The 24,866-nt window shown below is 56.9% G+C and carries 21 protein-coding genes and 1 tRNA gene; 15 read left to right on the top strand and 7 right to left on the bottom strand.

Going from position 1 to position 24,866, the window contains the following annotated elements:
* Positions 1–3: 3 nt before the first annotated feature.
* A complete protein-coding gene (locus OCH02_RS21035; RefSeq protein ID WP_261432812.1) occupies positions 4–1,251 on the bottom strand; it encodes an MFS transporter in 1,248 nt (415 codons plus the stop codon).
* A gap of 419 nt (positions 1,252–1,670) precedes the next feature.
* On the opposite strand from OCH02_RS21035, the gene OCH02_RS21030 reads away from it, so the two are divergent.
* Positions 1,671–2,663, top strand: a complete 993-nt coding sequence (locus OCH02_RS21030) for an acyltransferase (protein ID WP_261432811.1) — start codon at positions 1,671–1,673, stop codon at positions 2,661–2,663.
* On the opposite strand, the gene OCH02_RS21025 is transcribed toward OCH02_RS21030, so the two are convergent.
* The 5 genes from OCH02_RS21025 to xylA form a co-directional block, all read right to left on the bottom strand.
* Complete coding sequence (locus OCH02_RS21025) at positions 2,658–3,581, bottom strand: GlxA family transcriptional regulator (RefSeq protein ID WP_261432809.1); 924 nt, start codon at positions 3,579–3,581, stop codon at positions 2,658–2,660. The genes OCH02_RS21030 and OCH02_RS21025 overlap by 6 nt on opposite strands.
* 2 nt (positions 3,582–3,583) lie before the next feature.
* Positions 3,584–4,135 (bottom strand): cysteine hydrolase family protein, encoded by a 552-nt coding sequence (locus OCH02_RS21020; protein WP_261432808.1) that lies wholly within the window; start codon positions 4,133–4,135, stop codon positions 3,584–3,586.
* Between the two features lie 100 nt (positions 4,136–4,235).
* The gene (locus OCH02_RS21015) at positions 4,236–5,630 is read right to left on the bottom strand and encodes an amidohydrolase family protein (RefSeq protein WP_261432807.1); all 1,395 of its coding nucleotides are present in this window, start codon (positions 5,628–5,630) and stop codon (positions 4,236–4,238) included.
* 269 nt (positions 5,631–5,899) lie between these two features.
* On the bottom strand, positions 5,900–7,351 hold the full coding sequence (gene xylB / locus OCH02_RS21010) for a xylulokinase (protein WP_261432806.1): 1,452 nt from the start codon (positions 7,349–7,351) through the stop codon (positions 5,900–5,902).
* 43 nt (positions 7,352–7,394) lie between these two features.
* Complete coding sequence (xylA, locus tag OCH02_RS21005) at positions 7,395–8,714, bottom strand: xylose isomerase (RefSeq protein WP_261432805.1); 1,320 nt, start codon at positions 8,712–8,714, stop codon at positions 7,395–7,397.
* 365 nt (positions 8,715–9,079) lie between these two features.
* Here xylA and xylF point away from each other — a divergent pair, with 365 nt between their 5' ends.
* The 4 genes from xylF (at position 9,080) to xylR (ending at position 14,180) form a co-directional block, all read left to right on the top strand.
* On the top strand, positions 9,080–10,075 hold the full coding sequence (gene xylF / locus OCH02_RS21000) for a D-xylose ABC transporter substrate-binding protein (protein ID WP_261432804.1): 996 nt from the start codon (positions 9,080–9,082) through the stop codon (positions 10,073–10,075).
* Positions 10,076–10,103: 28 nt separating this feature from the next.
* On the top strand, positions 10,104–11,645 hold the full coding sequence (locus OCH02_RS20995) for a xylose ABC transporter ATP-binding protein (RefSeq protein ID WP_261432803.1): 1,542 nt from the start codon (positions 10,104–10,106) through the stop codon (positions 11,643–11,645).
* Positions 11,623–12,807 carry a xylose ABC transporter permease XylH gene (gene xylH / locus OCH02_RS20990; RefSeq protein ID WP_261432802.1) on the top strand — a complete coding sequence of 395 codons (1,185 nt, stop codon included), beginning with the start codon at positions 11,623–11,625 and terminating at the stop codon, positions 12,805–12,807. Before OCH02_RS20995 ends, xylH begins: the two co-directional genes overlap by 23 nt.
* A 194-nt stretch (positions 12,808–13,001) precedes the next feature.
* The gene (gene xylR, locus OCH02_RS20985) at positions 13,002–14,180 is read left to right on the top strand and encodes a D-xylose utilization transcriptional activator XylR (protein WP_174354770.1); all 1,179 of its coding nucleotides are present in this window, start codon (positions 13,002–13,004) and stop codon (positions 14,178–14,180) included.
* Positions 14,181–14,233: 53 nt separating this feature from the next.
* Here the strand turns inward: xylR and OCH02_RS20980 are convergent, their stop codons facing one another.
* Positions 14,234–15,088, bottom strand: coding sequence for a LysR substrate-binding domain-containing protein (locus OCH02_RS20980; protein ID WP_261432801.1), 855 nt, complete (start codon positions 15,086–15,088; stop codon positions 14,234–14,236).
* Positions 15,089–15,214: 126 nt separating this feature from the next.
* Between OCH02_RS20980 and OCH02_RS20975 the strand changes: the two genes are divergently transcribed.
* From OCH02_RS20975 to OCH02_RS20930, 10 genes are all read left to right on the top strand, one after another.
* Positions 15,215–16,414 (top strand): CynX/NimT family MFS transporter, encoded by a 1,200-nt coding sequence (locus tag OCH02_RS20975; RefSeq protein WP_315899234.1) that lies wholly within the window; start codon positions 15,215–15,217, stop codon positions 16,412–16,414.
* Positions 16,415–16,490: 76 nt separating this feature from the next.
* A complete protein-coding gene (locus OCH02_RS20970) occupies positions 16,491–17,837 on the top strand; it encodes an esterase-like activity of phytase family protein (protein WP_261432800.1) in 1,347 nt (448 codons plus the stop codon).
* A gap of 101 nt (positions 17,838–17,938) precedes the next feature.
* Positions 17,939–18,033 (top strand) — tRNA-Sec (locus OCH02_RS20965).
* 162 nt (positions 18,034–18,195) lie between these two features.
* Positions 18,196–19,386, top strand: coding sequence for a tyrosine-type recombinase/integrase (locus OCH02_RS20960; RefSeq protein WP_261432798.1), 1,191 nt, complete (start codon positions 18,196–18,198; stop codon positions 19,384–19,386).
* Between the two features lie 812 nt (positions 19,387–20,198).
* The gene (locus OCH02_RS20955) at positions 20,199–20,462 is read left to right on the top strand and encodes a helix-turn-helix transcriptional regulator (protein ID WP_261432797.1); all 264 of its coding nucleotides are present in this window, start codon (positions 20,199–20,201) and stop codon (positions 20,460–20,462) included.
* Positions 20,459–20,704, top strand: coding sequence for a hypothetical protein (locus OCH02_RS20950; protein ID WP_261432796.1), 246 nt, complete (start codon positions 20,459–20,461; stop codon positions 20,702–20,704). Before OCH02_RS20955 ends, OCH02_RS20950 begins: the two co-directional genes overlap by 4 nt.
* 5 nt (positions 20,705–20,709) lie before the next feature.
* Positions 20,710–21,255 (top strand): host cell division inhibitor Icd-like protein, encoded by a 546-nt coding sequence (locus OCH02_RS20945; protein ID WP_261432795.1) that lies wholly within the window; start codon positions 20,710–20,712, stop codon positions 21,253–21,255.
* Positions 21,252–21,515 (top strand): hypothetical protein, encoded by a 264-nt coding sequence (locus OCH02_RS20940; RefSeq protein ID WP_261432794.1) that lies wholly within the window; start codon positions 21,252–21,254, stop codon positions 21,513–21,515. Before OCH02_RS20945 ends, OCH02_RS20940 begins: the two co-directional genes overlap by 4 nt.
* Positions 21,512–21,847 (top strand): DUF5375 family protein, encoded by a 336-nt coding sequence (locus OCH02_RS20935; RefSeq protein ID WP_149543048.1) that lies wholly within the window; start codon positions 21,512–21,514, stop codon positions 21,845–21,847. The genes OCH02_RS20940 and OCH02_RS20935 overlap by 4 nt, the downstream gene beginning before the upstream one ends.
* 14 nt (positions 21,848–21,861) lie before the next feature.
* Entirely contained in the window at positions 21,862–24,195 is a 2,334-nt protein-coding gene (locus OCH02_RS20930) for a primase-helicase zinc-binding domain-containing protein (protein WP_261432881.1), read from the top strand.
* Positions 24,196–24,866: the final 671 nt, after the last annotated feature.

Raw genomic sequence — 24,866 nt, 5'->3', positions numbered from 1 at the left:
TCATTACAACGCGGCGTTAGGCGTCGGCGTTGCGTCGCCGCTGCGGCGTTTGCTGAGGAACAGCGCCACCAGCGCCAACCAGCACAGGCCGCTAATCAGGTTGAACAAATTGAACAACCCGCTGCCGCCCCACACGTAGGCCACTTTTGCCAGTTCGATACCGACGGTGAACACCATCATGCTCAGCATGCCCATGGTGGCGGAAACCGTGCCTTTGCTGACGGAGCTTGAGAACAGCGTCAGGCGATACAACCCGGCGTTGGCCAGCCCGATACCGTAAGCGTACAGGCTCAGGCCTGCGGTCATCCACAGGTAGGCGTGGGTCGAGAACAGGGTTGCCAGCGCCGCGATCAGCAGCCCCACCATCATTGGCCCTGCGCCCAGTTTGATCAGCCGTTGTACGCTGTTTTTGCCGGTCAAGCGCGCCAGCGTCAGGTTGCCGAGGATCAGCGCGCCGAACACCGGGATCTGCAACAGGCCATAATCCAGCGTCGACAGCGACTCGCCGCTGATCAGGATCACCGGTGATTGGGCAATCCAGGCCAGCAGCGGCAGGCTGGCGAAGCCAATGGCCAACGCACCACAGACAAAACGACGGTTGGATAACACCTGGCGATAGTCGCGCCACAGGTTGGCGGCCGAGAGTTTTTCACCCTGCAGCGACGCGGTTTCCGGCATCGCTTTCCACAGGCCATAGAAGGCAAAGGCCGCCAGCGCCGCGAACAGCACGAACATGCTCTGCCACGGCGCGACGTGGATCAGCGCAGCACCGGCCAATGGCCCGAGCAACGGGGCGATCAGCGCCACGTTGGCCATCAGCGCGGTGATTTTTATGCACACCGATTCCTCAAAAGATTCCTGTATCGTGGCGTAGCCGACCGCGCCAATAAAGCACAGGCCAATCCCCTGCAGGAAGCGCATAAAGATAAATTGCTCGATGCTGGTCACCAGCAAAATCGCCAGACAGGCGACGATAAAGAACGCCACGCCGGCCAGCATCACCGGGCGACGGCCACGGCGATCCGACAACGGCCCCAGCAGCCACTGCAGGAAAATACCGCCGGCCAGATAGGCGGTCATTGAGGTTGGCACCCACTCTTCTCCGGCGTTGAAATCTGCCACCACCGCCAGCATGCCAGGCTGGATCATATCGTTGGCGATATAGGTGGCGAACTCGAACAGCACCAGACAAAGAGGGAATAAAAGCGCCTGTCGACCCAAGCGAGCCGCAGGTGGTAATGTTGTTTTCATAGTTATCGTACTGAAAGTGAAGAAGAAATAAGGAACTGTCAGGGCGAGGAACGCTATCTGAGCGAGTTGTGGCGGCTATTTTGCCGCCAATTGTTCACCTTGGCAATCATAAGGTGTTGTTTCAGCACATTCTGATATTGCCCATCAGGGTTGCCACCCACACTTTCGCTGGTTAACCTCTTTATAACAAACGAAGATGACAATACCCGTCATCTTTCAAGTTGCAGCGTTGTTACCTGCTTACAAGGCCCATCCATGGTCCTTGCCCTTTCAGGGCCGCTGCAAGCAGCGTTCAAATCTGTTCCCGACAGATTTGTCGCTCACCCCAGTTACTTACTTGAGTAAGCGCCTGGGGATGAGCGAGCTGGTCGCCTAGCTGCAAACTTGAAAGCTATAGGGTAAATATTACGGGCGACCTTTTGAGTAATAAAATTGGCTGGATAGATAACTTGCGTGCGGTGGCCTGCATGATGGTGGTGATGATCCACGCGACCACCTATTACGTCACCAGCGGGGTGGCGGTAGGGGAACACAACTGGGATATCGCCAACGTGCTGAACTCGCTGTCACGCGTCTCGGTGCCGCTGTTTTTCATGATTTCCGGCTATCTGTTTTTCGGCGAGAAAAGCGCCGGCAAGAAACATTTCATCCGCATTGGCTGTTGCATCCTGTTCTACAGCACCATCGCGTTGGTCTATATCGCGACGTTCACCAAAATCGGCTTCTGGCCGTCGCTGCGCGGCATGCTACTCAAGCCGGTGTTCTATCACCTGTGGTTCTTCTATGCGATTGCGGTCATTTACTTGCTGTCGCCGCTGGTCAGCATCAAACCGGTATCGCGCCGTTATCTGGCCGCTGTGCTGGTGATCCTGGCGGTGATCGCCAACCCCAATACCAGCCCGCTGACCCTGGGTAACACGCACCTGTTACCGGTGAATCTGTATATCTACGGCGATACTTTCTATTACCTGCTGTATGCGTTGGCCGGACGGGCGATTGGCATGATGGACACCCAGGGGCGGGGCGTCAGTGGGCTGGCGGCGTTTGGTTTCGTGTCCTGCGTGGCGTTGATTATTCACGGCACCAAAAGCCAGATGTTCATTAACGGTAACTTCGCCGATACCTATTACATTTACTGCGGCCCGCTGGTGTTTATCGCGGCGGTATCGCTGGTTATCTGGTTTAAAAACTGCCTGCCGGAGCCGATTGGCTGGTTGGGCGTTTTTTCACGCCATTCGCTGGCGATCTACGGTTTTCACGCCATTATCGTTAACTTTATGCGCAACCGACACCTGGAACTGACCCATCATCCGTTGCTGGATATCTTCTGGGTGTTCGGTGTGGCGCTGGCGCTTAGCCTGCTGCTGTCGATAGGCCTGCAGAAAATAGACTCTCGGCGGCTGGTGTCATAACCCGATTGAGCCGCGCTGCTGGGCGCGGCGCAGTTGGCGGCCGGAGGAAAACCCCGCGGCCAACGCCGCTTTCTCCAGCCCATAGCCTTGCTGCAGGCGCTGCTGCGCCACCGCCAGCCGCAGTTGCTCATGGTACTCACGCACGCTGATGCCAACATGGCTGCGGAATAGCCGTGCCAGATGGCGGCTGCTGACGTGGGCCTTTTCCGCCACCTGCGGCACCGACCATTCTGCTTCCGGTTCGGCGGCCATCACGTCTTGCGCCCGGTGCACCGCCGGGTGCAGATGGTTACGGTAGCGGAGCCAGGGTGAAAGCTGCGGGTCGTCGCCGGAACGGCGAAAATACACCACCATTTCCCTGGCAATTTCCATCGCCCGAGTAGCGCCGCATTGGCGATTAATCAGGTGCAACGCCAGATCGATACCGGCAGTGATACCCGCGCTGGTGTAAACGCTGCGATCTTCAACAAAGATGCGGTTTTCTTTCACCTGCGCTGCCGGGGCCTGCTGCCGCATGCGTTCGATCACGTCGTGATGGGTGGTGCACTGGTAACCATCGAGTAAACCGGCCTGTGCCGCCAGCAGGGCGCCGGAACAGACACAGACCAGCGTGATACGTTGCTGCTGCAGATCGGGCTGCAGCGCGGCCAGCCAGCAACGGGCCTGTTCGGCCGGCGCATTGGCGAAGAAATGCTGCGAATCACTGACGCCCGGCACCACTAAAATAGCGCCGTCTTCCAGCCGGTCAGGCAGCGGCTGGAGCTGACTCAACGTCATGCCAACCGAGCAGGTAACCTGCGGCACTGGGCTGATGTAGTGCAGGTTGAACTGCCCGGCCAGGCGCAGGGTTTCGGCCGGGCCGCTGACGTCCAGCGACAGTACCTGGGGCAGTATCAGAAAATAGACGGCCTGCGGCATGGTTACTCCTGTGAGAGTTGCGCCAGAGCCTCATCCACGCTGGCGATGCGGGCGAAGCGGTCGACCAGCACCGTTTCAGTATGCCGCTTGAGTTGTTCGGTGGTAAAGACTTCTCCGTCGGGGTGCTGCATCGGGAACGTCAGCGTGGCCTCGGTCACGAAAGTCACCCGATAGCCGAGATCGGCCGCCACCCGGGTGGTGGTTTCGCAGCACTGTTCGGTACGAATCCCGCAAATAATCAAATGCTTGATGTGTCGCTCCAGCAGCCAGGCGTCCAGGCCGGATTCTGTCAGCGCGTTGTGTACCTGTTTGTGTACGGTGACATCGGCCTGATGGTCGAGGAACGGCAGGCGCTTTACCCAGCCGGACGCCAACGAAAATGGCCCCTGTGGCGATACATGAAATACATCAACCAGCGCTACGCCCTGCTGGCGGCAGCCTTCGATCAGCCTGCTCAGCGCCTGCTGGAAAGCGGGGAGATCCTGCTCTTGCCAGAATGGACGATGCTGGAATGATTGTTGAACATCGATGATCAATAACGCGCTATGTGACATTTTCGGCCCTCCGCCAATTAGGTATAACGCCATACTGAGCCGTTATCCTGTAAGGAAGAAGGCCAAAAACGGCCATCATGGTGGCATTAGCGGACCAGCATCAGGCTTTGCTAACCTGACCGGCCACCAGTCGCCCCTGATGGAAGGTGGCGCGGCGCGTCGGCAGACGGGCCACCGCTTCGGCGGAGCAACTGGCGTCGATCAGCACGAACTCCGCGCTGTCCCCGGCTTTGGGCCACACCCGTTGGCCTTTGTCATTCAGCGGCAGCACCCCGCCGGTGGAAATCGCCATGGCGCGTGACAGATGGAACTCGTCGGAACCCCGATACAGTTGGGCGTAAAGGTTGGCTTTTTCCAGAATGTCGCCGGTGCCGAACGGGGACCAATGGTCAATCACGCTGTCGGTTCCGGTCATCACAAATACCCCTTTCTCACTGAGCTGCGGCAGTGGCATCATCAGCCCACCAATCGGCACCGTTGAGGCGATGGTGATTTGCTGCGCCGCCAGTCGGGTAGCGGTTTCCTCCAGTTCATTCGGGTTTAGCGCGGTCAGGGCAAAGGCATGGCTGATGGTGACTTTGCCGCGCAGCGAAGGGTTCTTTTCTACGGTAGTAATCATGTAGTTGATGGCGGCCACCCCGGCCGGGCTGGTTTCGTGCAGGTGGATATCGACGCCTTTGCCGGTATCGAGCGCAATCTGGAACATGGCATCCAACGACGGCTCCATCGCCCCGTCGACATTGGTCGGATCCAGCCCGCCAACGTATTGCACCCCCATCTGCATGGCTTCGCGCATTAAACCGTCGACTTTGGAATGCAGCAGCCCGTGCTGCGGGAAAGCGACGATTTCACAGCTGAAATCCGCCTGATGTTTTTCCAGTGCCCGTTGCAGGTGTTCCAGGCTTTTCAACCCGCTGACCGGATCGATATTGCAGTGGCTGCGCGCCACGGTGCTGCCTTTGGATTGCAGCAGGGCAATCAGGTTTTCTGCGCGCTGTTGCGAGGTGGGCAACAGTTTGGGGATTAATGTTTGTTCCAGCGCGATCATATCCATGATGGTTTTGCCCTGGCGTGGGCGCGGTGCCTGCCATGGGCCGCTGTAAAAGGTTTTATCCAGATGGATATGCATGTCGCGAAATGCCGGTAACAGCAACTGGCCCTGCGCCTGATAGCGCGGTACGCCGGCGGGTGCCGCTGCCTCCTTCGGGTGGATGGCCGCAATCTTGCCGTCTTTGATTTCAAGCTGATAGAGCGCGGTACGGGTGCCAATCACCGTGTCGCCATCGTACTCAAAACCCTCTTCCAGCCGCACATCGCTCAGCCAGTAGTGGCTGTCGGTCAGGGTCATGGGGTGGGCCTCCGGTAAACAAGGGCTGCCGGTGGGGACGGCAGCCTGCGCCACGCCGCCGGTCAGGCCGATCACCGCGCAGGCAGTGGTAATTTTGCCGGTTTGGCTGAGGAAAGCTCTGCGGCTTTGTTGTTGGTTTTTTTCCACGTTCAGTTCCTTAATCCAGAGGTGAAGTGCGTCAAAAGACAGCCACCAATTTAGGAGAGGAGCAGACGGGTTGGCAGTGACATTTGCCACTAGAGACTATTCGATTTGGCAATAATAAGGGGCAGAGCTAGTGCCTTCCGGCATTATACCCAAGATAATTGGAGCTGCATCGCGGCGGCAACTGCGCGAGTTCCCAGGAGCATAGTCCACTATGTGACTGGGGCGAGTAATGGCAGCCAACAAAGATGCAGCTTCAAGTATGCAGGGTATTACATCAGCGGCAACAAGCGAGTATAGAGTTCGCGGAAGGTGTTGCGTAGCGCAGCGTACTCTTGGTGGCGTTCGACATCTGGGCTATGTACCTGTTCCAGCGGTAATTCAGGCAGCAGTTCGCCGAGTGAACGCTGCGGGTTCAGCGCGATCTGGGCCAGCCGCGCGGCCCCCAGCGCCGGGCCGACGTCGCCGCCGGTGCGGTATTCCAGCCGTTGACCGCTGATGTCCGCCAGCATTTGCCGCCAGAACGGGCTACGCGCACCGCCGCCAATCAGGGTGATGCTGGAGGGCTGCAGGCCGCTGGCGTGCAGCACGTCCATGCCCTCAGCCAGAGCGAAACCGACGCCTTCCAGCACCGCCCGTGCCAGATCGTTTGGCCCATGTTGGTGGGTGAGGCCCCAGAATGCCCCCTTGGCGTTCGGATTGTTATGCGGCGTCCGTTCGCCGGACAGGTAGGGCAGAAACCACAGCGGAGCCGCCGCTGGGGGGGCCTGTTCGACATTGCGCAGCAGGGTGGCGACGTCTTCGACGTTTGTCAGTTTGCAAACCCAGTCCAGACAGGAGGCGGCGCTGAGGGTCACCGACATCAGGTGCCAGGTGTTGGGCAGCGCATGGCAGAAGCTGTGCACCGCGCTGGCCGGATTGCTGAGAAAGCCGTCGCTGACGGCAAAATAAACCCCCGAGGTGCCGAGCGACAGCATCGCCTGCCCGGCCTGATACAGCCCCACACCTATCGCCCCGGCGGCATTATCGCCGCCACCTGCCACGACAGGTACCGGGGACATGCCCCAGCGCCGGGCCAGTTCGGTATGCGTTTGCCCGGTGACCTGGTTGCCTTCGAACAGCTGCGGCATCTGCTGGCGGGTCAGGCCGCAGGCGGCCAGCATCTCGTCGCTCCAGTCGCGCTGCGCCACGTTTAGCCAGCCGGTGCCGGCGGCGTCCGACATGTCGCTGGCGAAGTCGCCGGTAATGCACCAGCGTAAATAATCTTTGGGCAACAGCACTTTATCTATGCGTTCAAACACCTGGGGTTCATGTTGTTGCACCCACAGCAGTTTAGGGGCGGTGAAGCCCGGCATCATCAGGTTACCGGTGATTTGCCGCGATTGCGGCACCGCCTGTTCCAGCGCCAGGCATTGCGCGCCGCTTCTGCCGTCATTCCATAAAATGGCCGGGCGTAGCACCTGCTGCCGTGCGTCCAGCAGGGTGGCGCCGTGCATCTGGCCACTGAGACCGATGGCCTTCACCTGTTGCAGGCTGTGCTGTTTGCCCAGTGCCAGCATGGCGCGATCGGTGGCGTGCCACCAGTCCTGCGGTGCCTGCTCTGACCATAAGGGATGAGGGCGGGAGATGGGCAGCGACTCACCGTGGCTGGCGAGCAATTGGCCCTGCTCACTGAGCAAGATGACTTTTACGCCGGACGTGCCGAGGTCGATGCCGATATACATGGAAAAGATCCTTAAAGGCGCGGCGAGTGCCGCGCGGGGTCAGTTAGCCGAACAGATAGCGGTTCATCAGGTTTTCGAGCTGTTCCTGGCGGCCGCTGACGTGCTGTGGCGCCAGTGCATGTCCTTCAGCGTACTGCGCCAGCGCTTCGAGCGACAGTTTGCCCTGCAAAATTTGCTGGCCCAATTCACCATTCCAGCCGGCATAGCGTTTTGATACCTGCTGATGTAACTGGCCGTCGGTCACCATTTTTGCCGCAACCTTGAGCGCCAGCGCCATGGTATCCATAGCCCCAATATGGCCATAGAACAGGTCGTATTTGTCGGTGCTTTGACGGCGCACCTTGGCATCGAAGTTAAGCCCGCCGGTGGTAAAGCCCCCGGCCTTGAGAATTTCGAACATCACCAGGGCGTTCTCTTCCACGCTGATCGGGAACTGGTCGGTATCCCAGCCCAACTGTGGGTCGCCCCGGTTGGCATCGACGGAACCAAAGATGCCGAGCGCAATGGCGGTGGCGATCTCATGGTGGAACGAATGGCCCGCCAGCGTGGCGTGGTTGGCTTCGATATTCACCTTGATCTCTTTTTCCAGACCGAACTGCTTGAGGAAGCCGTAAACGGTGGCGACGTCGTAATCGTATTGATGTTTGGTCGGCTCCTGGGGTTTTGGCTCGATCAGCAAGGTGCCCTGGAAACCGGTTTTGTGCTTGTGCTCCACCACCATCTGCATAAAGCGACCAATTTGCTCACGTTCCTGGCGCAGATCGGTATTGAGCAAGGTTTCATAACCCTCACGGCCGCCCCACAGCACGTAGTTTTCACCGCCCAGGCGCTGGGTAGCATTCATGGCGGTGAACACCTGGGTGGCCGCCCAACTGAAGACTTCCGGATCCGGATTGGTGGCCGCACCGGCACCGTAACGCGGATGGGTAAAGCAGTTGGCGGTGCCCCACAGCAGTTTTATCCCGCTGCTGTGCTGTTTTTCTTCCAGTACCTCGGTCATGATCGCAAAGTTGTGCAGATACTCTTTCAGTGAGGCGCCTTCCGGCGACACGTCGACATCATGGAAGCAGTAATAGGGGACGTTCAGCTTGTGGAAAAACTCGAACGCCACGTCGGCCTTGCGTTTGGCTAACGTCAGCGCGTCGCCCGGCTGCTGCCAGGGGCGATCGAAGGAGCCGACGCCGAACATGTCCGCACCGTTCCAGCAGAAGGTGTGCCAGTAGCAGGCGGCAAAGCGCAGGTGCTCCGCCATGCGCTTGCCGAGCACCAGTTCATCCGGGTTGTAATGATGAAAGGCCAGCGGATTATTACTGGTGGGGCCTTCGTAGCGCACTTGCTCAAGCTGATCAAAATAAGATTGCATTATCGACTCCTGGGTAGCAATGCCCGGTTTACGGGATGGCTTTATCTTCGGAGTTTGCGACAGGCTGCTCAATTACGTTATTTCACAGTTAAATTCACAGAATTATTAAATGTGCGACAGATCGCATAATCGGTTATTAACCGCAGTCTATTTAAGGTTTAATTCATTTTTATTTGTCGACCTGCTGTTTTTCAGCGTGAAAGCATGACCGCCATCATAAAAATAACATTAAACCAAAAATCATAATTGGCCGGTAAAAATCAGTAATTGCTGAATATTAAATAACCGATAACAATCCGCTCTAAGCTGCGTCACTAGCCTATTTCAATTATCTCCTTATACGTTAAATAACAAAGGTATATAAGATGAAATTCAAACCTGTGTTCCTTTCGGTCTGCGCACTGCTGGCGCTGGCCAGCCAACCGGCGTTCAGCAAAGAAGTCAAAATCGGTATGGCGATCGACGACCTGCGCCTGGAGCGCTGGCAAAAAGACCGCGACATCTTCGTCAGCAAAGCCAAAGCGCTGGGGGCGGATGTGTTTGTTCAGTCGGCCAATGGCAATGAAGAAACCCAGATGGCGCAGATTGAAAATATGATCAACCGTGGCGTCGACGTGCTGGTGATTATTCCCTACAACGGCAAGGTGTTGAGCAATGTTATCAGTGAAGCCAAGCGGGAAGGCATTAAGGTGCTGGCTTATGATCGCATGATTAATAACGCCGATATCGATTTTTACATCTCCTTTGATAATGAAAAGGTCGGTGAGCTGCAGGCGCAAAGCCTGGTGCAACGGGTGCCGCAGGGCAATTATTTCCTGATGGGCGGCTCGCCGGTGGATAACAACGCCAAGCTGTTCCGTCAGGGGCAGATGAAGGTGCTGCAGCCGCTGATTGACGGTGGGAAAATCAAAGTGGTGGGCGATCAGTGGGTCGACGGATGGTTGCCGGAGAACGCATTAAAAATTATGGAAAATGCGCTGACCGCCAACAATAACAAGATTGACGCGGTAGTGGCGTCCAACGATGCCACCGCCGGCGGCGCGATCCAGGCGTTGGCCACACAGGGCCTGGCGGGCAAGGTGGCGATTTCCGGTCAGGATGCTGATTTGGCCGCGGTGAAGCGCATTGTCGCCGGTACCCAGACCATGACGGTGTATAAGCCGATCAGCAAGCTGGCCGACGAGGCGGCGGGCATCGCGGTGCAACTGGGCAAGGGTGAACAGCCGAAGGCCAACGCCACATTAAATAACGGCAGCAAAGACGTGCCATCCTGGTTATTAACCCCTATCCCGGTCGATAAATCGAATATCGACAGCACCATTGTTGCCGACGGTTTCCATAAAAAAGCCGAGATTAATTAATTTCGCTAACCGGTAATACGGGGGAATAATGCCCAGCCTATTAGAAATGAAGAATATCACCATGCAGTTCGGTGTGGTCAAGGCGGTAGATAATGTCAGCCTGAGGTTAGAGGCAGGCCAGGTATTATCGCTGTGTGGTGAAAACGGTTCGGGAAAATCCACCCTGATGAAAGTGCTGTGCGGTATATATCCGCACGGCAGTTATCAGGGTGATATTTATTTCTCTGATGATTTATTAGCGGCGAAAAATATTCGCGATACCGAGCAGAAAGGCATCGCCATCATTCATCAGGAACTGGCGCTGGTGAAGCAGATGACGGTGCTGGAAAACATGTTTCTCGGCAATGAGTGGCGGCGGTACGGCGTAATGGATTATGACGCCATGTATCTGCGCTGCCGACGGATGCTGGCGCAGGTCAAGCTGGAGGTGGATCCCAACACTCCCATCGGCGAACTGGGCCTGGGGCAGCAACAGCTGGTGGAAATTGCCAAGGCGCTGAACAAGCAGGTGCGGCTGCTGGTGCTGGACGAGCCGACGGCGTCGCTGACCGAAAGTGAAACCGCTACGCTGCTGGCGATCATCGAGGATCTGCGCGATCACGGCATCGCCTGCATTTACATTTCGCACAAGCTCAATGAGGTGAAGGCGATCTCGGATCTGATCTGCGTGATCCGCGATGGCAAGCATATCGGTACGCGCCCGGCAGCGGAAATGAGCGAGGACGACATTATCGCCATGATGGTTGGACGCGAATTAACCGAGCTCTATCCGCAGCAACAGCATGATATCGGCGAGGTGATCCTGCAGGTGGATAATCTCACGGCCTGGCACCCGGTGAATCGTCACGTTCGTCGGGTGGACGATGTCTCATTCAGCCTGCGGCGCGGCGAGATCCTCGGGGTCGCCGGGTTGGTCGGCTCCGGGCGCACCGAAACCATGCAGTGCCTGTTCGGCGTCTACCCTGGCCGCTGGCAGGGGAGCATTAGCCTCAATGGCCAGCCGGCCGTCATCAACAATTGCCGCCAGGCGATGCAATATGGCATCGCCATGGTGCCGGAAGATCGCAAGCGTGATGGCATCGTGCCGGTGATGGGGGTGGGGGCCAACATGACGTTGGCGGCGCTGAGCGACTTTAGCGGCGTGCTGACGGTGATTGATGATGCCCGGGAACAAGCGATCATTCGCCAATCGCTGGCGCAGTTAAAAGTGAAGACTTCCTCGCCCGAACTGGCGATAGCCCGGCTGAGCGGCGGTAACCAGCAGAAGGCCATACTTGCCAAGTGCCTGCTGCTGAAACCGAAAATTCTCATTCTGGATGAGCCGACGCGCGGTATCGATATCGGGGCCAAACACGAAATCTATAAGTTAATCAATCAGCTGGTACAGCAGGGCATTTCGGTGATCGTGGTGTCTTCGGAGCTGCCTGAGGTGTTGGGATTAAGCGATCGGGTATTGGTGATGCACCAGGGGCGAATCAAGGCTTCGTTGGTCAACCAGGGTCTGACCCAGGAACAGGTGATGGAAGCTGCATTGAGGAGTGAAACAGATGTCGAAAAACACGCAATCTGAAGCGATCGTGCCGGTAATGGTGGAGAAAAATCCCATAGTGAAACTAAAATCCATCAATTTGCGGGTGTTTGTGATGTTGGCGGCGATAGTCGTCATTATGCTGTTCTTTACCTTTACCACCGAAGGGGCCTATCTCAGCGCGCGTAATATTTCCAACCTGCTGCGCCAAACGGCGATCACCGGCATTTTGGCGGTCGGTATGGTGTTCGTGATTGTTTCGGCAGAAATCGATCTGTCGGTCGGCTCAATGATGGGCCTGCTGGGCGGGGCGGCGGCGATTTTTGACGTCTGGCTGGGTTGGCCACTGCCGCTGACCATCGTGGTGACGCTGCTGGCCGGTCTGCTGTTGGGGGCCTGGAACGGTTGGTGGGTCGCCTATCGCAAGGTTCCGTCGTTTATCGTTACCCTGGCCGGGATGCTGGCCTTTCGCGGCATCTTGATCGGCATCACCAATGGCACCACGGTCGCGCCGACCAGCGGAGCGATGTCGCAAATTGGCCAGAGCTATTTGCCGAACGGCCTGGGTTTTGGCATCGGTGCCGTTGGGTTGATGCTGTTTGTCGCCTGGCAGTGGCGGCGACGCAGTCGGCGTGCCCAGCTCGGTTTGCCGGTGGCGACAGCCGGCGGTGACGTCACCCGACAAAGCATTTTGGCGCTGCTGGTGCTCGGGGCTATCTATTTGCTCAATGATTACCGTGGGGTACCGACGCCGGTGCTGATCCTCACCGCACTGATGTTGGCGGGGATATTTATGGCCACCCGCACCGCTTTTGGCCGTCGGATCTACGCCATTGGCGGCAATATTGACGCTGCGCGGCTGTCGGGCGTTAACGTCGAGCGCACCAAGCTGGCGGTGTTCGCCATCAACGGCCTGATGGTGGCGATTGCCGGGTTGATCCTCAGTTCACGTCTGGGGGCCGGTTCGCCTTCGGCGGGCAATATCGCCGAGCTGGACGCCATCGCCGCCTGCGTGATTGGCGGCACCAGCCTGGCCGGGGGGATCGGTAGCGTGGCCGGCGCGGTGATGGGCGCATTCATTATGGCGTCGCTGGATAACGGCATGAGCATGCTGGATGTGCCGACCTTCTGGCAGTACATCGTCAAAGGCGCCATTTTACTGCTGGCGGTATGGATGGACTCTGCGACCAAGCGCCGGGCATAAGAAAAGCGGCCACGGTCACAGTTATGAGGTGATGCCTGCTGTTCTTGCAGATAATACCCTGTAGCTTTCAGGTTGCAGCCAGGCGACTCACTCGCCTATCCCCAGACATTGTAGGGGCGCTGCATGCTGCGCCCGCCTTAATCGGGGCGAATTTATTCGCCCCCTACAGTCACTGGGGGTTACCGGGGATGCCCATGTTCGAAAAACGCTTTCGCATTACCTTGCTGTTCAACGCCAATAAAGTGTACGACCGTCAGGTGGTCGAGGGCGTAGGCGAGTATTTACAGGCCTCACAATGTGATTGGGACATCTTTATCGAAGAGGATTTTCGCTGCCGTATCGACAACATCAAGGACTGGCTGGGCGATGGGGTGATCGCCGATTTCGACGATGGAGCCATCGAGCAACTGCTGCATAACGTCCGGGTGCCGATTGTCGGGGTGGGCGGCTCTTATCACCGTGATGAGGACTATCCGCCGGTGCACTACATTGCTACCGACAATCAGGCGCTGGTGGAGGCGGCATTCAGTCACCTGAAAGAAAAAGGCATTAATCGTTTTGCCTTCTATGGTTTGCCCAGTGAAGGCGGTAAACGCTGGGCGCAGGAGCGTGAGCATGCTTTCCGCCAGCGGGTCGCGCTGGAGCAGTATCAGGGCGTGGTGTATCAGGGTATGGCCACCGCGCCGGATAACTGGCAATACGCGCAGAACCGGTTGGCGGACTGGGTGCAGACCCTGCCGCAGCAGACCGGCATCATCGCGGTGACCGATGCGCGGGCGCGCCATTTACTGCAGGTGTGCGAACATCTGGACATCGCGGTGCCGGAAAAGCTGTGCGTCATCGGCATCGACAATGAAGAACTGACGCGTTACCTGTCGCGGGTGGCGCTGTCTTCGGTAGCGCAGGGCACCCGCCAGATGGGCTACCGTGCCGCCAAGCTGCTGCACCAACTGCTCGATCGCCGTGAGCTGCCGCTGCAGCGCATTCTGGTGCCGCCAGTGAAGGTGATTGAACGTCGTTCTACCGATTTCCGCTCGCTACGCGATCCTGCGGTGATTCAGGCGATGCATTACATCCGCCATCACGCCTGCAAGGGCATCAAGGTCGAGCAGGTACTGGATGCGATCGGCCTGTCGCGCTCCAATCTGGAAAAACGTTTCAGGGATGAGACCGGCGAAACTATCCATCACGTGATCCATCAGGAAAAGCTGGATCGCGCCCGCAACCTGTTGACGGCTACCTCGTTGACCATCAACGAGATTTCACAGATGTGCGGCTACCCGTCACTGCAGTATTTTTATTCGGTGTTCAAGAAGGGCTATGACATGACCCCCAAAGATTACCGTGGGCGTTATGGCGAGGTTGGGTATTAGGGTGGGTGTAGCCGTTATGGCTACATATGTAGCTAATCCAGCTACAGATTTCCTCACGCCAGCCCACAAAACGCTTTTAACCGTTCGGCCAGCGCGGGCGTAGCGGCGGGGGCACCGTCGCGGTAATACAGCGCCAGCTCAATATTGTCGATCGGCGGTAAACCTTCGGCACTGCCCAGTACCCGGTGGCTGGGCAAACGGCAGCTGGCCGGCAGCAGGGTGATGCCCAGCCCGGCGGCAGACGCGGCGGTGAGTGCGGCCAGACTGGCGCTGCTGTAGCCAATACGCCAGCGCTTGCCGAGGTTATCCAGCGCCTGACACAAATCATCGCGATATAACCCATTGAGCGGGAACACCGCCAGCGGTACCGGCGACTGTTCTATTGCCGGGAAGGCCCGGCTGTCCAGCCACAGCAGCGGTTCCGGCCGGGCGGCCCGCGGCGGCTGGCTACGGCGTTGTTTAACCAGGATCAGATCCAGTTCTTCACGGGCGTAGGCACTGTGCAGATCGGCGCTCAGGCCGCTGGTGACATCCAGCCGCAGATGCGGATGCGCCCGGCTGAATTCTGCCAGCAGTTCGGTGGTGGGGGCGGCAAAATCCTCCGGCATCCCCAACCGCAGTACGCCGTCGCGCCAGATGCCGGTCAAGGCGTCGTGCGCCTCTTCATTCAGCGCGATGATGCGCCGCGCATAGCTCAACAACTTGACGCCTTCCTCGGTCAGCAGTACCTGATGGGAAGAACGTTCAAACAGGGGCTTACCCAGCATATCTTCCAACCGGCGCACCTGTTGGCTGACGGTCGACTGCGACAAAAACACCCGCTCTGCGGCGCGAGTGAAGCTGTTGCTGTCGCATACTGCGACAAAGCTGAGCAGTAACTGCGGATTGAACATCGGGTAACGATTCATTTTTCCACTGTTGGCTATTTTATTATTTAATTTCCCAATACTAACGGGGAAGCCTAGAGTAAGGCAACGTTGCGGCCGCCACTCTGTGACCCCGCACTCTTCATCCCGGAAGTTCAGGAATAGACCGTGTTAAATCAAGTTGTTGCTCCCCCTTTCCTACGCCGCTGGTTCAACCCCCTGCTGTGGGTGCTGGTGCTGATTGGCCTGAATATGCGGCCGCTGTTGACCTCGATCGGCCCGTTGTTGCCGACGTTGCGGCAGGCCACCGGACTGAGCTTTGGCGGTGCGGCGCTGCTGACCACCTTGCCGGTGTTGATGATGGGGTTGATGGCGCTGGCGGGTGGGGCGATCAACCGCCTGTTCGACGAGCGTACCAGCGTAGTGCTGAGCCTGTTGGCCATTGGCCTGGGGGCTGCCTGGCGCGAGCTGGCACCGGGCAGCACGCAATTGCTGCTGAGCGCGGTGTTGGGTGGGCTGGGGATTGGGGTGATCCAGGCGGTGATGCCCGGCATTATCAAACATCACTTTCTCAAGCAGATGGCACTGGTGGCCGGGCTGTGGTCGGCGGCTCTGATGGGCGGTGGCGGTCTGGGGGCGGCGATTACCCCCTGGCTGATGACTGTCGGCCATGACTGGCACAATGCATTGGCCTGGTGGGCGCTACCTGCACTGGTGGCGTTAATCGCCTGGTGGCCGGTCAGCCGTGGCCTGGCGCGCCTGACACCGTCCGGAACCTCCTCCGGGCCGAGCCTGTGGTTCAACCGTCGTGCCTGGTTGCTCGGCGTTTATTTTGGTTTGATCAATGGCGGCTATACCAGCCTGATCGCCTGGCTACCGCCGTATTATATGCAGCTCGGCTGGCAGCCGCAGGCCAGCGGATCGCTGTTAGCGCTGATGACCTTCGGGCAGGTCGTCGGGGCGCTACTGTTGCCGGCGCTGGCGCGATCGCTGGATCGGCGGCCGTTATTATTGCTGGCATTAGTCATGCAGTTGATCGGCTTCATCGGCCTGATTTATCTGCCGCAGACGTTGCCGTGGCTTTGGGTGCTGGTTTCCGGCCTGGGGCTGGGCGGCGCCTTCCCGCTGTGCCTGGTGCTGGCGCTCGATCATATTCCGCACCCGGCGGCCGCGGGGCGATTGGTGGCCTTTATGCAGGGCATTGGTTTCCTGCTGGCGGGAGCCACGCCTTATATTTCTGGCCTGTTGCGTGATTACAGCGGCGGCTTTGTGTTGGATTGGCAAATCCATGCGCTGCTGGTGGTGGTGCTGATCGCCATCACCTGGTGCTTCCATCCGCGCAGCTACCGGCGGGCGTTCGCCGAATAATATTACTGTCATTGCGGTTCCCTATAGTGACGTTGCTTTTACTTCTGGGTGATAACAACAAAAAGGGAACCAAGACATGCACACAACCAAAACCCGCCTGGCACTGTTGGCCGGCTGTATGGCGCTGAGCACTAACCTGTGGGCGCAAGCCCAACCGGTGCCGGCGACCCTGGCCGGGCACGCGTTACTGGCGGTGAAATCCAACGTTGCCGCACCGCAGGATGCCCCAGCCGATCTACAGCAAAGCGGAAAATACACCAGCGGCAAACGCGTGACCGAACTGGGCAGCGTGGCGGGTAAATCCGCCGATCGCATGACCGGTATTGGCCTGCCGATCAACGGCCAGCCGCTGCAGGGGCATTCCGGCATTAAACATATGCCCGACGGCACCTACTGGGTGTTGACCGACAACGGCTTCGGCAGCAAGGCCAATTCGCCGGATGCCATGCTGTACCTCAATCACTACAAAATCGACTTCGGCAACGGCACGGTGACGCCGCTGAAAACGGTATTTCTGCACGATCCGGACAAAAATGTCCCCTTCCATATCATCAATGAGAGCACCGATAAACGTTACCTGACCGGCAGCGACTTTGACCCGGAAAGCTTCCAGTTTGCCGATAATGCCCTGTGGATTGGCGATGAGTTCGGCCCCTACCTGATTAAGGCCGATCTGAACGGTAAGGTATTGGCGGTGTTCGATACCAAGGTCGACGGCAAGGTGGTGAAGTCGCCGGATAACCCGACGCTGACCCTGCCGGGTGCGCCGGACGGCAAACAGAACTTCCAGGTGGCGCGTTCCAAGGGTTTTGAGGGCATGGCGGCATCACCGGACGGCAGCAAATTGTACCCGTTGCTGGAAGGTGCGCTGTGGGACGGTGAAAAATTCGAGAACATCGACGGCAAACGCTACCTGCGGGTGCTGGAATTTGACGTGAAACAACAGGCCTGGACCGGGCGTAGTTGGCAATACGTGTTGGAAGACAACCAGAACGCCATCGGCGATTTTAATATGATAGACGCCACTCATGGCCTGGTGATCGAGCGCGATAATAACGAAGGCACGGCGGACAAAGCCTGCGCTGCGGGTGCCCCCACAGACAACTGCTTCAGTCAGGTGGCGAAGTTTAAACGGGTATATAAAATTGCCTTTTCTGACGACAACGTCGGTAAACCGGTCGATAAATTGGCCTATATTGACCTGATGAACATTCAGGACCCGAACAAATTGGCGCGCAAACCGCTGAATAACGGCGTACTGACCTTTCCGTTCTTCACCATTGAAAACGTGGACGTGGTGGACGGCAGCCATATCATCGTCGGCAACGATAATAACTTCCCGTTCTCCTCCAGCCGCCAGCCGAACGTGGCGGATGACAACGAGTTTATCCTGCTGGACGTGAAGGAACTGTTGAAGCCTTAACCCTGCCTGCCTCCGGCAGGGTGCCGGGGGCTAGCGCTATTTCCCTCTTAGCGCTAAGGGTAAACTGCGCTATAATCAGTCCCTTGCTTCCTGTTCCTGAAGGAAGATCCTCGTCCCCGGTGGGGCGGCCGGACTTCAAATCCGGTTGGGGCCGCCAGCGGTCCTGGGCAGGTTCGACTCCTGTGATCTTCCGCCAATGCTTGTCCTGATAGCTCCCGTAGCGTCCATAAAAACCCATTAAATCAATGCATTGATTCGGTTCTTTGTCCGTATAAGTCCGTATGTGACTGCCTGAATCCGTGAAAAATGTGTATAGTGGTGCGTATAGATTTTTTATACACAGAATCCACTTATACACATGCTCCTAACTGACATACAAATCCGACGTTCCAAACCGCAAGAAAAGCCCTATACCCTCAATGATGGTCAAGGCTTGTCCCTTCTTATCAATGCTGACGGCAGTAAAGGCTGGCGTTTTCGCTATCGCTACGCTGGAAAAGCCAAGTTGATGTCCTTTGGCACCTACCCCTTGGTAACGTTGGCTGAGGCGCGAGAAAAGCGCGGGGAAGCCCGTAAGCAGGTTGTGAATGGCATTGACCCAGTGGCAGATAAAAAGGCGCAAAAGCTCGCGCAGAAACTTTCTTTCGAGAGCTCCTTTGAAGCGATTAGCCGTGAATGGCATACGAATAAATCTGACCGTTGGACTCTAGCCTACAGGGAAGAAATCATGCGTACCTTTGAGCAGGATGTGTTCCCTCATATTGGCCAACGCCCTATTGCCGAAATTAAGCCCTTGGAACTGCTGGAAGTACTGCGGCGTATTGAAAAACGCGGAGCATTGGAGAAGACCCGCAAGATTCGCCAGCGCTGTGGGGAGGTATTTCGTTATGCAATTATTACCGGTAGGGCGGAGTACAACCCAGCCCCAGATCTCGCCAGCGCGCTAGCCGTTCCTAAGCAAAAGCACCACCCGTTTCTTTCTGCCGATGAGCTTCCTTACTTTGTTAAGGATTTGGAAGGATATACCGGCAGCATCATTACTAAGAATGCCGCGAAGATCGTTATGTTGACCGGCGTGCGAACGCAAGAAATGCGCTTTGCCACTTGGGATGAGATCGATCTTGAACGTGCCATCTGGGAGGTCCCTGTAGAACGCATGAAAATGCGTCGCCCCCATATGGTGCCACTCTCTACTCAGGTGATTGAGCTGTTCAAACAGCTACAACCGATCACCGGTCACTATCCTTACATTTTCATTGGACGAAACAACCGTAGGAAACCCATAAGTAAGGAAAGTGTGAATCAGGTAATAGAGCTGCTGGGATATAAGGGACGAGCCACTGGCCACGGTTTCAGGCATACGATGTCTACTATTTTGCATGAGCAAGGGTTTGACTCTGCCTGGATAGAGATGCAACTCGCCCATGTAGACAAGAACGGCATTCGTGGCACATACAACCATGCCCAGTACCTTGAGAAGCGTCGTGACATGTTGCAGTGGTACGCCGATTTTATCGCGGGCCTGGCCCAGCGGCCTCACCGCCAATAAATCGTTAAAACCCTCTGGCGCGCAATGCTACCCCCGCCTCGCCTGCCCGCTTTATGTGTCGCTTTTCATGCAGGTGCATGATGGGCTATAAGCCGCGCCAGTACTGGCGCGGCAGGGTGTACAACGTGCATTTTATTGCATGCAAAATCATGCACCCTATGCATGCAAGCGTAATTTGACACAGGCTAGCCAGGAAAAAGGCTGTTTTGGGTGAGGGCTGGGGGCGCAGGATCGCTATGGAAGTGAGCCTGGTTACCCCATCATGGCGATGTCCGAGATTGGTCTTTTGTTCAGACTATAGAATCTATCTGCTGACTGCCCACCAGATATCGTTATCTATCCCGTATGAGTTTTCCTTTTGATAACCCTTCTAAAAATGACTGAAAAATTACCATTGTGATTTTAGTTCTTATATAAACTCTTCACTACTGTTCACTTAAGTAAAAAAGACAGTTAAATCAATAAATAAGTCTGTGAACAGTGAATCTCTAACTCGTCACTCGGTGTTCACTGCTGTTCACCCGGCTAAAAAGGCCCTTTTCTCTGGCTAGCCTGTAGTTGTTCCTTTAGCCTGTTTTTACCTATTAATAAGCCATTATCCATTGCTTATTCTTTTCTATGGTGTTGCCAACGATTGTCAATAATGGCCAATATTAACCAATGTTCCCATTTGATTGAAAAATAAGCAGAAAAGCTCTGCCACCACACAACATCCCCTTGTTGCCAACCCCCAAAATATTCACATAATAGGGCGCTACCAGAGTTCACAAAGTCCCGGCCAGAGCTGACCGGACACAAAGAGGTAGCAATACATGCTTTCAGTTTCCCGTCCCGTTAACACCACATCAGCCCCAGTTGTTTACAGTGATTACACCCCACGCGAACGCTTTATTCGTCTGCTGGAAGTGCTTTACACCACCGGTCTGTCACGCTCTACCGTTTACGAGATGATGACCCGCAAGCAGTTTCCGGCCCAAATCTCGCTGGGCGGCAAGAACGTCGCCTGGCTGGCCTCCGAAGTGGAGCAGTGGATGGATGAGCGCATTGCCAACCGTCATCAGGGGGCCACCGCATGATGCAGTTAACCCTGGGCCGACAGAGTTTTACCCTGAACGATAACGACGCGCTGTTTGTGGCCGAAGCTATCCTGCTGCAACGCCAGCACCCGGATTTTGTCTTACCGGAACACCGCAGCACTAAACACGGCGTTATCCGTTTAAGCCGTCGCCAGGCCGAACCGCACCTGTTTTACGCCGGGCCGGTACCTTTGACCGAAGTGGCAGTCCGTACCCACCACGACCTGCAAACCGGTCATTGATCACTATGCGATCGATTGAACGTCCGGGGGCGTCTTACGGCTTGCACCCACGTCCGGCCCTGCGCTATAGTCCTCCCGCTGTCGCACAATCGGCAGCCGGGCGTGGAAACCCGAGTAACTCTAAGGCGACACAACACGCGCCAGGCGTGTTTTTTTTCGTCGCAGCCTGTGTGCGCTCATTTTTTGCGCGATGGATGTTATGCTATCGCAGCAGTCAAACAATGGTGGCTCAGGCGGGGCTGACTTCGGTCAGGCCGGTATTCTTAGAGGCCGGTATTTCCACCCCCGTCTGGGCTACCACCCATAAGCGTGGAAACTTCGGTGGTAGCAATAACCTTTACTCTAAGAAGGCTGCCACCATGGCTACTATCCTTACCCCAGCTCACCCCAAATTCTGTTTCCTGTTTGCGGCCATTCGCCGTACTGCTCTGACGGCAACCCCGTGCATGCTGCGCACTGTGGCAGACTCCGAACACAGTGCCCGACGTTTGCTGGCGCGTGACTACATTCTGGCGTTTGCCGGTCGCCTGCCCGTACAGGAGGTGGCATGAATACGCTGGCCGCCCGTTTCCACAGTAAAACCCATTACGCCATCCCGCATGCGGACTTCCTGCGTCTTCAGCACGCACATTCTACCGGCGTGCTGTTCCTCGACATGCTGGACAGCCTTGACCTGAGTGGGCAACGTCCCGACTGTTTTCAACAGGCGGCCTTTGCCTCAGTCATTGCCGTGCTGACTGACCAGCTCGGCCACGTCGTCAACACCTGTGAACCTCAACTTCTTGCCAGCATGGAGGCACCCGCCGCATGAGTACCCAATCCTGTTTACCGATTGAAGTCCGTACCGCCGTTTTCCGCCGCGCTGTGGCACAGGCCTATAGCGACACCTGTGCCTTTTACCGGGTGAGCCTTGGTTACACGCTGGACGAGTTGCAGATGCTGATTGCCCTGCGCCTGGAAGGGTACTTTGTGCAGCAGCACGGTGCGGAAGCAGGCATGGATATGGCGTGCACGATGCTCAGCGACATGGTGCAACCAGATGTGTTGGTGGCACCGCCGCGCCTGACCGTACTGGGACAAAAACTGATGGACGAGCTGTGCTGCGACCACCTGGCAACTGCCAGTCACGCCACTGTGCATTAAGGGAGAGCAAGATGATGAATGCCCACTTCGTATCACAGACCGTACGCACCGCCACCGGCCAATGGCCGGTGATACTCCCGGCCCTCGGCATTGCCCTGCAACCGAACGGCAAGCCCCAACCGTGCCCGGCCTGCGGCGGTAAAGACCGTTTTCGCTTTGATAACCAACAAGGGCGCGGCACCTGGTTCTGTAATCAGTGCGGCAGTGGGGATGGTCTGAATCTGGTTGAGAAAGCACTGGCCGTGACCGCCAAAGAGGCCGCCGTGAAAGTGGCCGGGGTATTGGGTGAGCAAACCGAACCCGTATGGTCGGAGCAGAACCTTCAACAGGAACAGCAAGACAAAGCACAGGTGCGCCATCATGCGGCACAGCAGGCCAGACAGCTATTTGCCAGCGCCCGGCAACAAGCCGGGAATGCCTACCTGACCACCAAAGGCTGGCCGGACACCGATACCCTGACACTTCAGGGTCCGTCACTGCGCGTGGGCGGCATCACTTACCAGCCCGGCGACCTGTTGTTACCCCTGACCGACAGCGCCGGTGAGGTGGTCAACGTCCAGTTGATTAACGCCGCAGGTGACAAGCGCACGCTGGCCGGGGGGCAGGTGAAAGACGCCTGCCATTTCCTGTCTGGTCAGAATACTGACGTTATCTGGCTGACCGAGGGCTATGCCACCGGCCTGACCGTACATCAATTGACAGGGGAAAGTGTCTGCGTGGCTCTCAGTGCCAATAACATGCCCTTAATGGCACAGCAGCTGCGCACCCGCTACCCTGATGCGGCGTTGCTGCTGGCGGCGGATAATGACGAAAACGGCACCGGCCAGACCAGAGCTGCCGAGGCTGCCCAATTGAGCTGCGGCAAGCTTGCATTGCCCGCAGAAACCGGTGACTGGAACGACGTTTACCTGCAACAGGGCAAACTGGCCGCGCTCGTACAATTGACGGCTTTCAGCCAGCCCCAGCAGCCCAGCCCGTTTGATACGCTTAGCGATGCCGACCTGAAAGCCTTGAGTGCCAGTGAAAAGGCTGAACTGTTGTCAGAGCATTATGGCAATACCCTGGCGGTGCCATTAGTTGGTGAAGAACTGTGCCGCTATACGCAGGGTGCCTGGCAGGTGCTGCCCCATCGGCAGCTCAGCCGGGAGATTGCCGCGCTGTTTCAGAAGGTCCGTGCGCCGTTCTCGGCGGCCGGTATCAGCAGCATTCTGGATACGCTCAAGCTGATGGTGCCGCAAATGGGCGAACCGGTGAGACGCCTGATAGGCTTCCGCAATGGGGTGTTTGATACCGTCAGCGGACAATTCAGCGCACACCGTAAAGAACACTGGCTGCGCACCGTCAACAGCGTGGACTACACGCCGCCGCGCACGGGAGAAAACCTGGCCGACCATGCGCCGCATTTCTGGCAGTGGCTGACGCGGGCGGCCGGGAACAGCCACGACAAGCAGGAACGCATTCTGGCGGCGCTGTTTATGGTGCTGGCGAACCGGTATGACTGGCAACTGTTCCTGGAAGTCACCGGCCCCGGTGGCAGCGGTAAAAGCGTGATGGCCTCCATTGCCCGCTTGCTGGCGGGTGCCGACAACACCACCTCTGCGACCATCGATAATCTGGAATCGGCGCGGGAACGTGCTTCTGTAGTGGGGTACTCGCTGATAATCCTGCCCGACCAGGAGAAATGGAGCGGTGACGGTGCAGGTATCAAGGCCATCACCGGGGGCGACGCGGTGGCTATCGATCCGAAATACCGCGATGCCTACTCAACCTACATCCCGGCCGTGATTTTGGCGGTGAATAACAACCCGATGCGCTTCAGTGACCGCAGCGGCGGTGTCTCGCGTCGTCGGGTGATTATCACGTTTCCCGAAGCGATACCGGCGAAGGAGCGTGACCCGCAGCTGTTGGAGAAAATCAGTGGGGAGTTGGCGGTCATTGTCCGTCACCTGATGCAACACTTTGCCAACCCGAACGATGCCCGTGAGTTGCTCCAGGCGCAGCAGAGTTCAGAGGAAGCATTAGCCGTCAAACGCCAGTCCGACCCGCTAATGGATTTCTGCGGTTACCTGACAACCCTGAGTACCCCGGTGGGCATGTTGATGGGGAACGGGAATATCAGACCGGCCAATCCGCGCCGTTACCTCTATCACGCCTACCTGTCGTTTATGGAGGCACGCGGGCATCAAAATACCATGAACCTGACCTCATTCGGGTTGGCCGTACCGCAAACGCTCAGGGAGCATGAGCTGACGTTGCTTAAACGCAGAACGAATCAGGGTATGCAGACCAACCTGACGTTGAGTGAAGAGTGCGAGGCTGACTGGTTGCCCAAGTGTGATAGCGCATAATCGGGCATTGACGATCGGTGTGGCCGATCAATCGGCGGTTATTGATCTGCCGAACCCATTGGACGCCAACAAATGAGGTTGCCTAAAGTGGCTAGGAACAAAACACACGGCAATACCAGGGTTTCACGAAAGCCATACTGTGGCTGATATTATAATAAAAGTAGTCCCCAAACCGGCTCAGGCCGGTTTTTTGTATTTACGTCAAACTCTGCAAAGTGTCAACGCTGATCTAAGTTCAGATAATTGCAATATGTTAAATGCGTCGTTTTCAGGGAGATTATCGTGCTTCAGACCGATACGTATTGTACCACCCGCATAATTCCGGCCAGCGCCACGCCTGATCTGGATATTTTTTACGAGACTGGTGGCTGACCAGTCTGGCTGGAAAATGACGAAGTAGGTGATTTACGCTGTAGTGGAATTTGAATGGAATTTGTTGCTTAATTACTTATATTTAGATATTGCATGAGCCTAAGCCACGGGTAAACGTACCGGCACTAAACGAAAAACAACGGGTAATTGTCCTTAAAAAGCTAAGTGCCGAAAATGGCGTGAGTGCTATCGCGCGTGATTTCAATACCATGTGACAGACTATGCTCAGAATAAAAGTGACTAACTTGCGACTTTCATCTGGCAATGACATCAACTTAAAAATCGATCGCGGCAGCATC

It is taken from the genome of Serratia quinivorans, from assembly GCF_946227985.1.
Classification (GTDB): domain Bacteria; phylum Pseudomonadota; class Gammaproteobacteria; order Enterobacterales; family Enterobacteriaceae; genus Serratia; species Serratia quinivorans_A.
The sequence above is the reverse complement of the archived record's forward strand: the minus strand, read 5'-3'. Positions and strand labels throughout refer to the sequence as shown.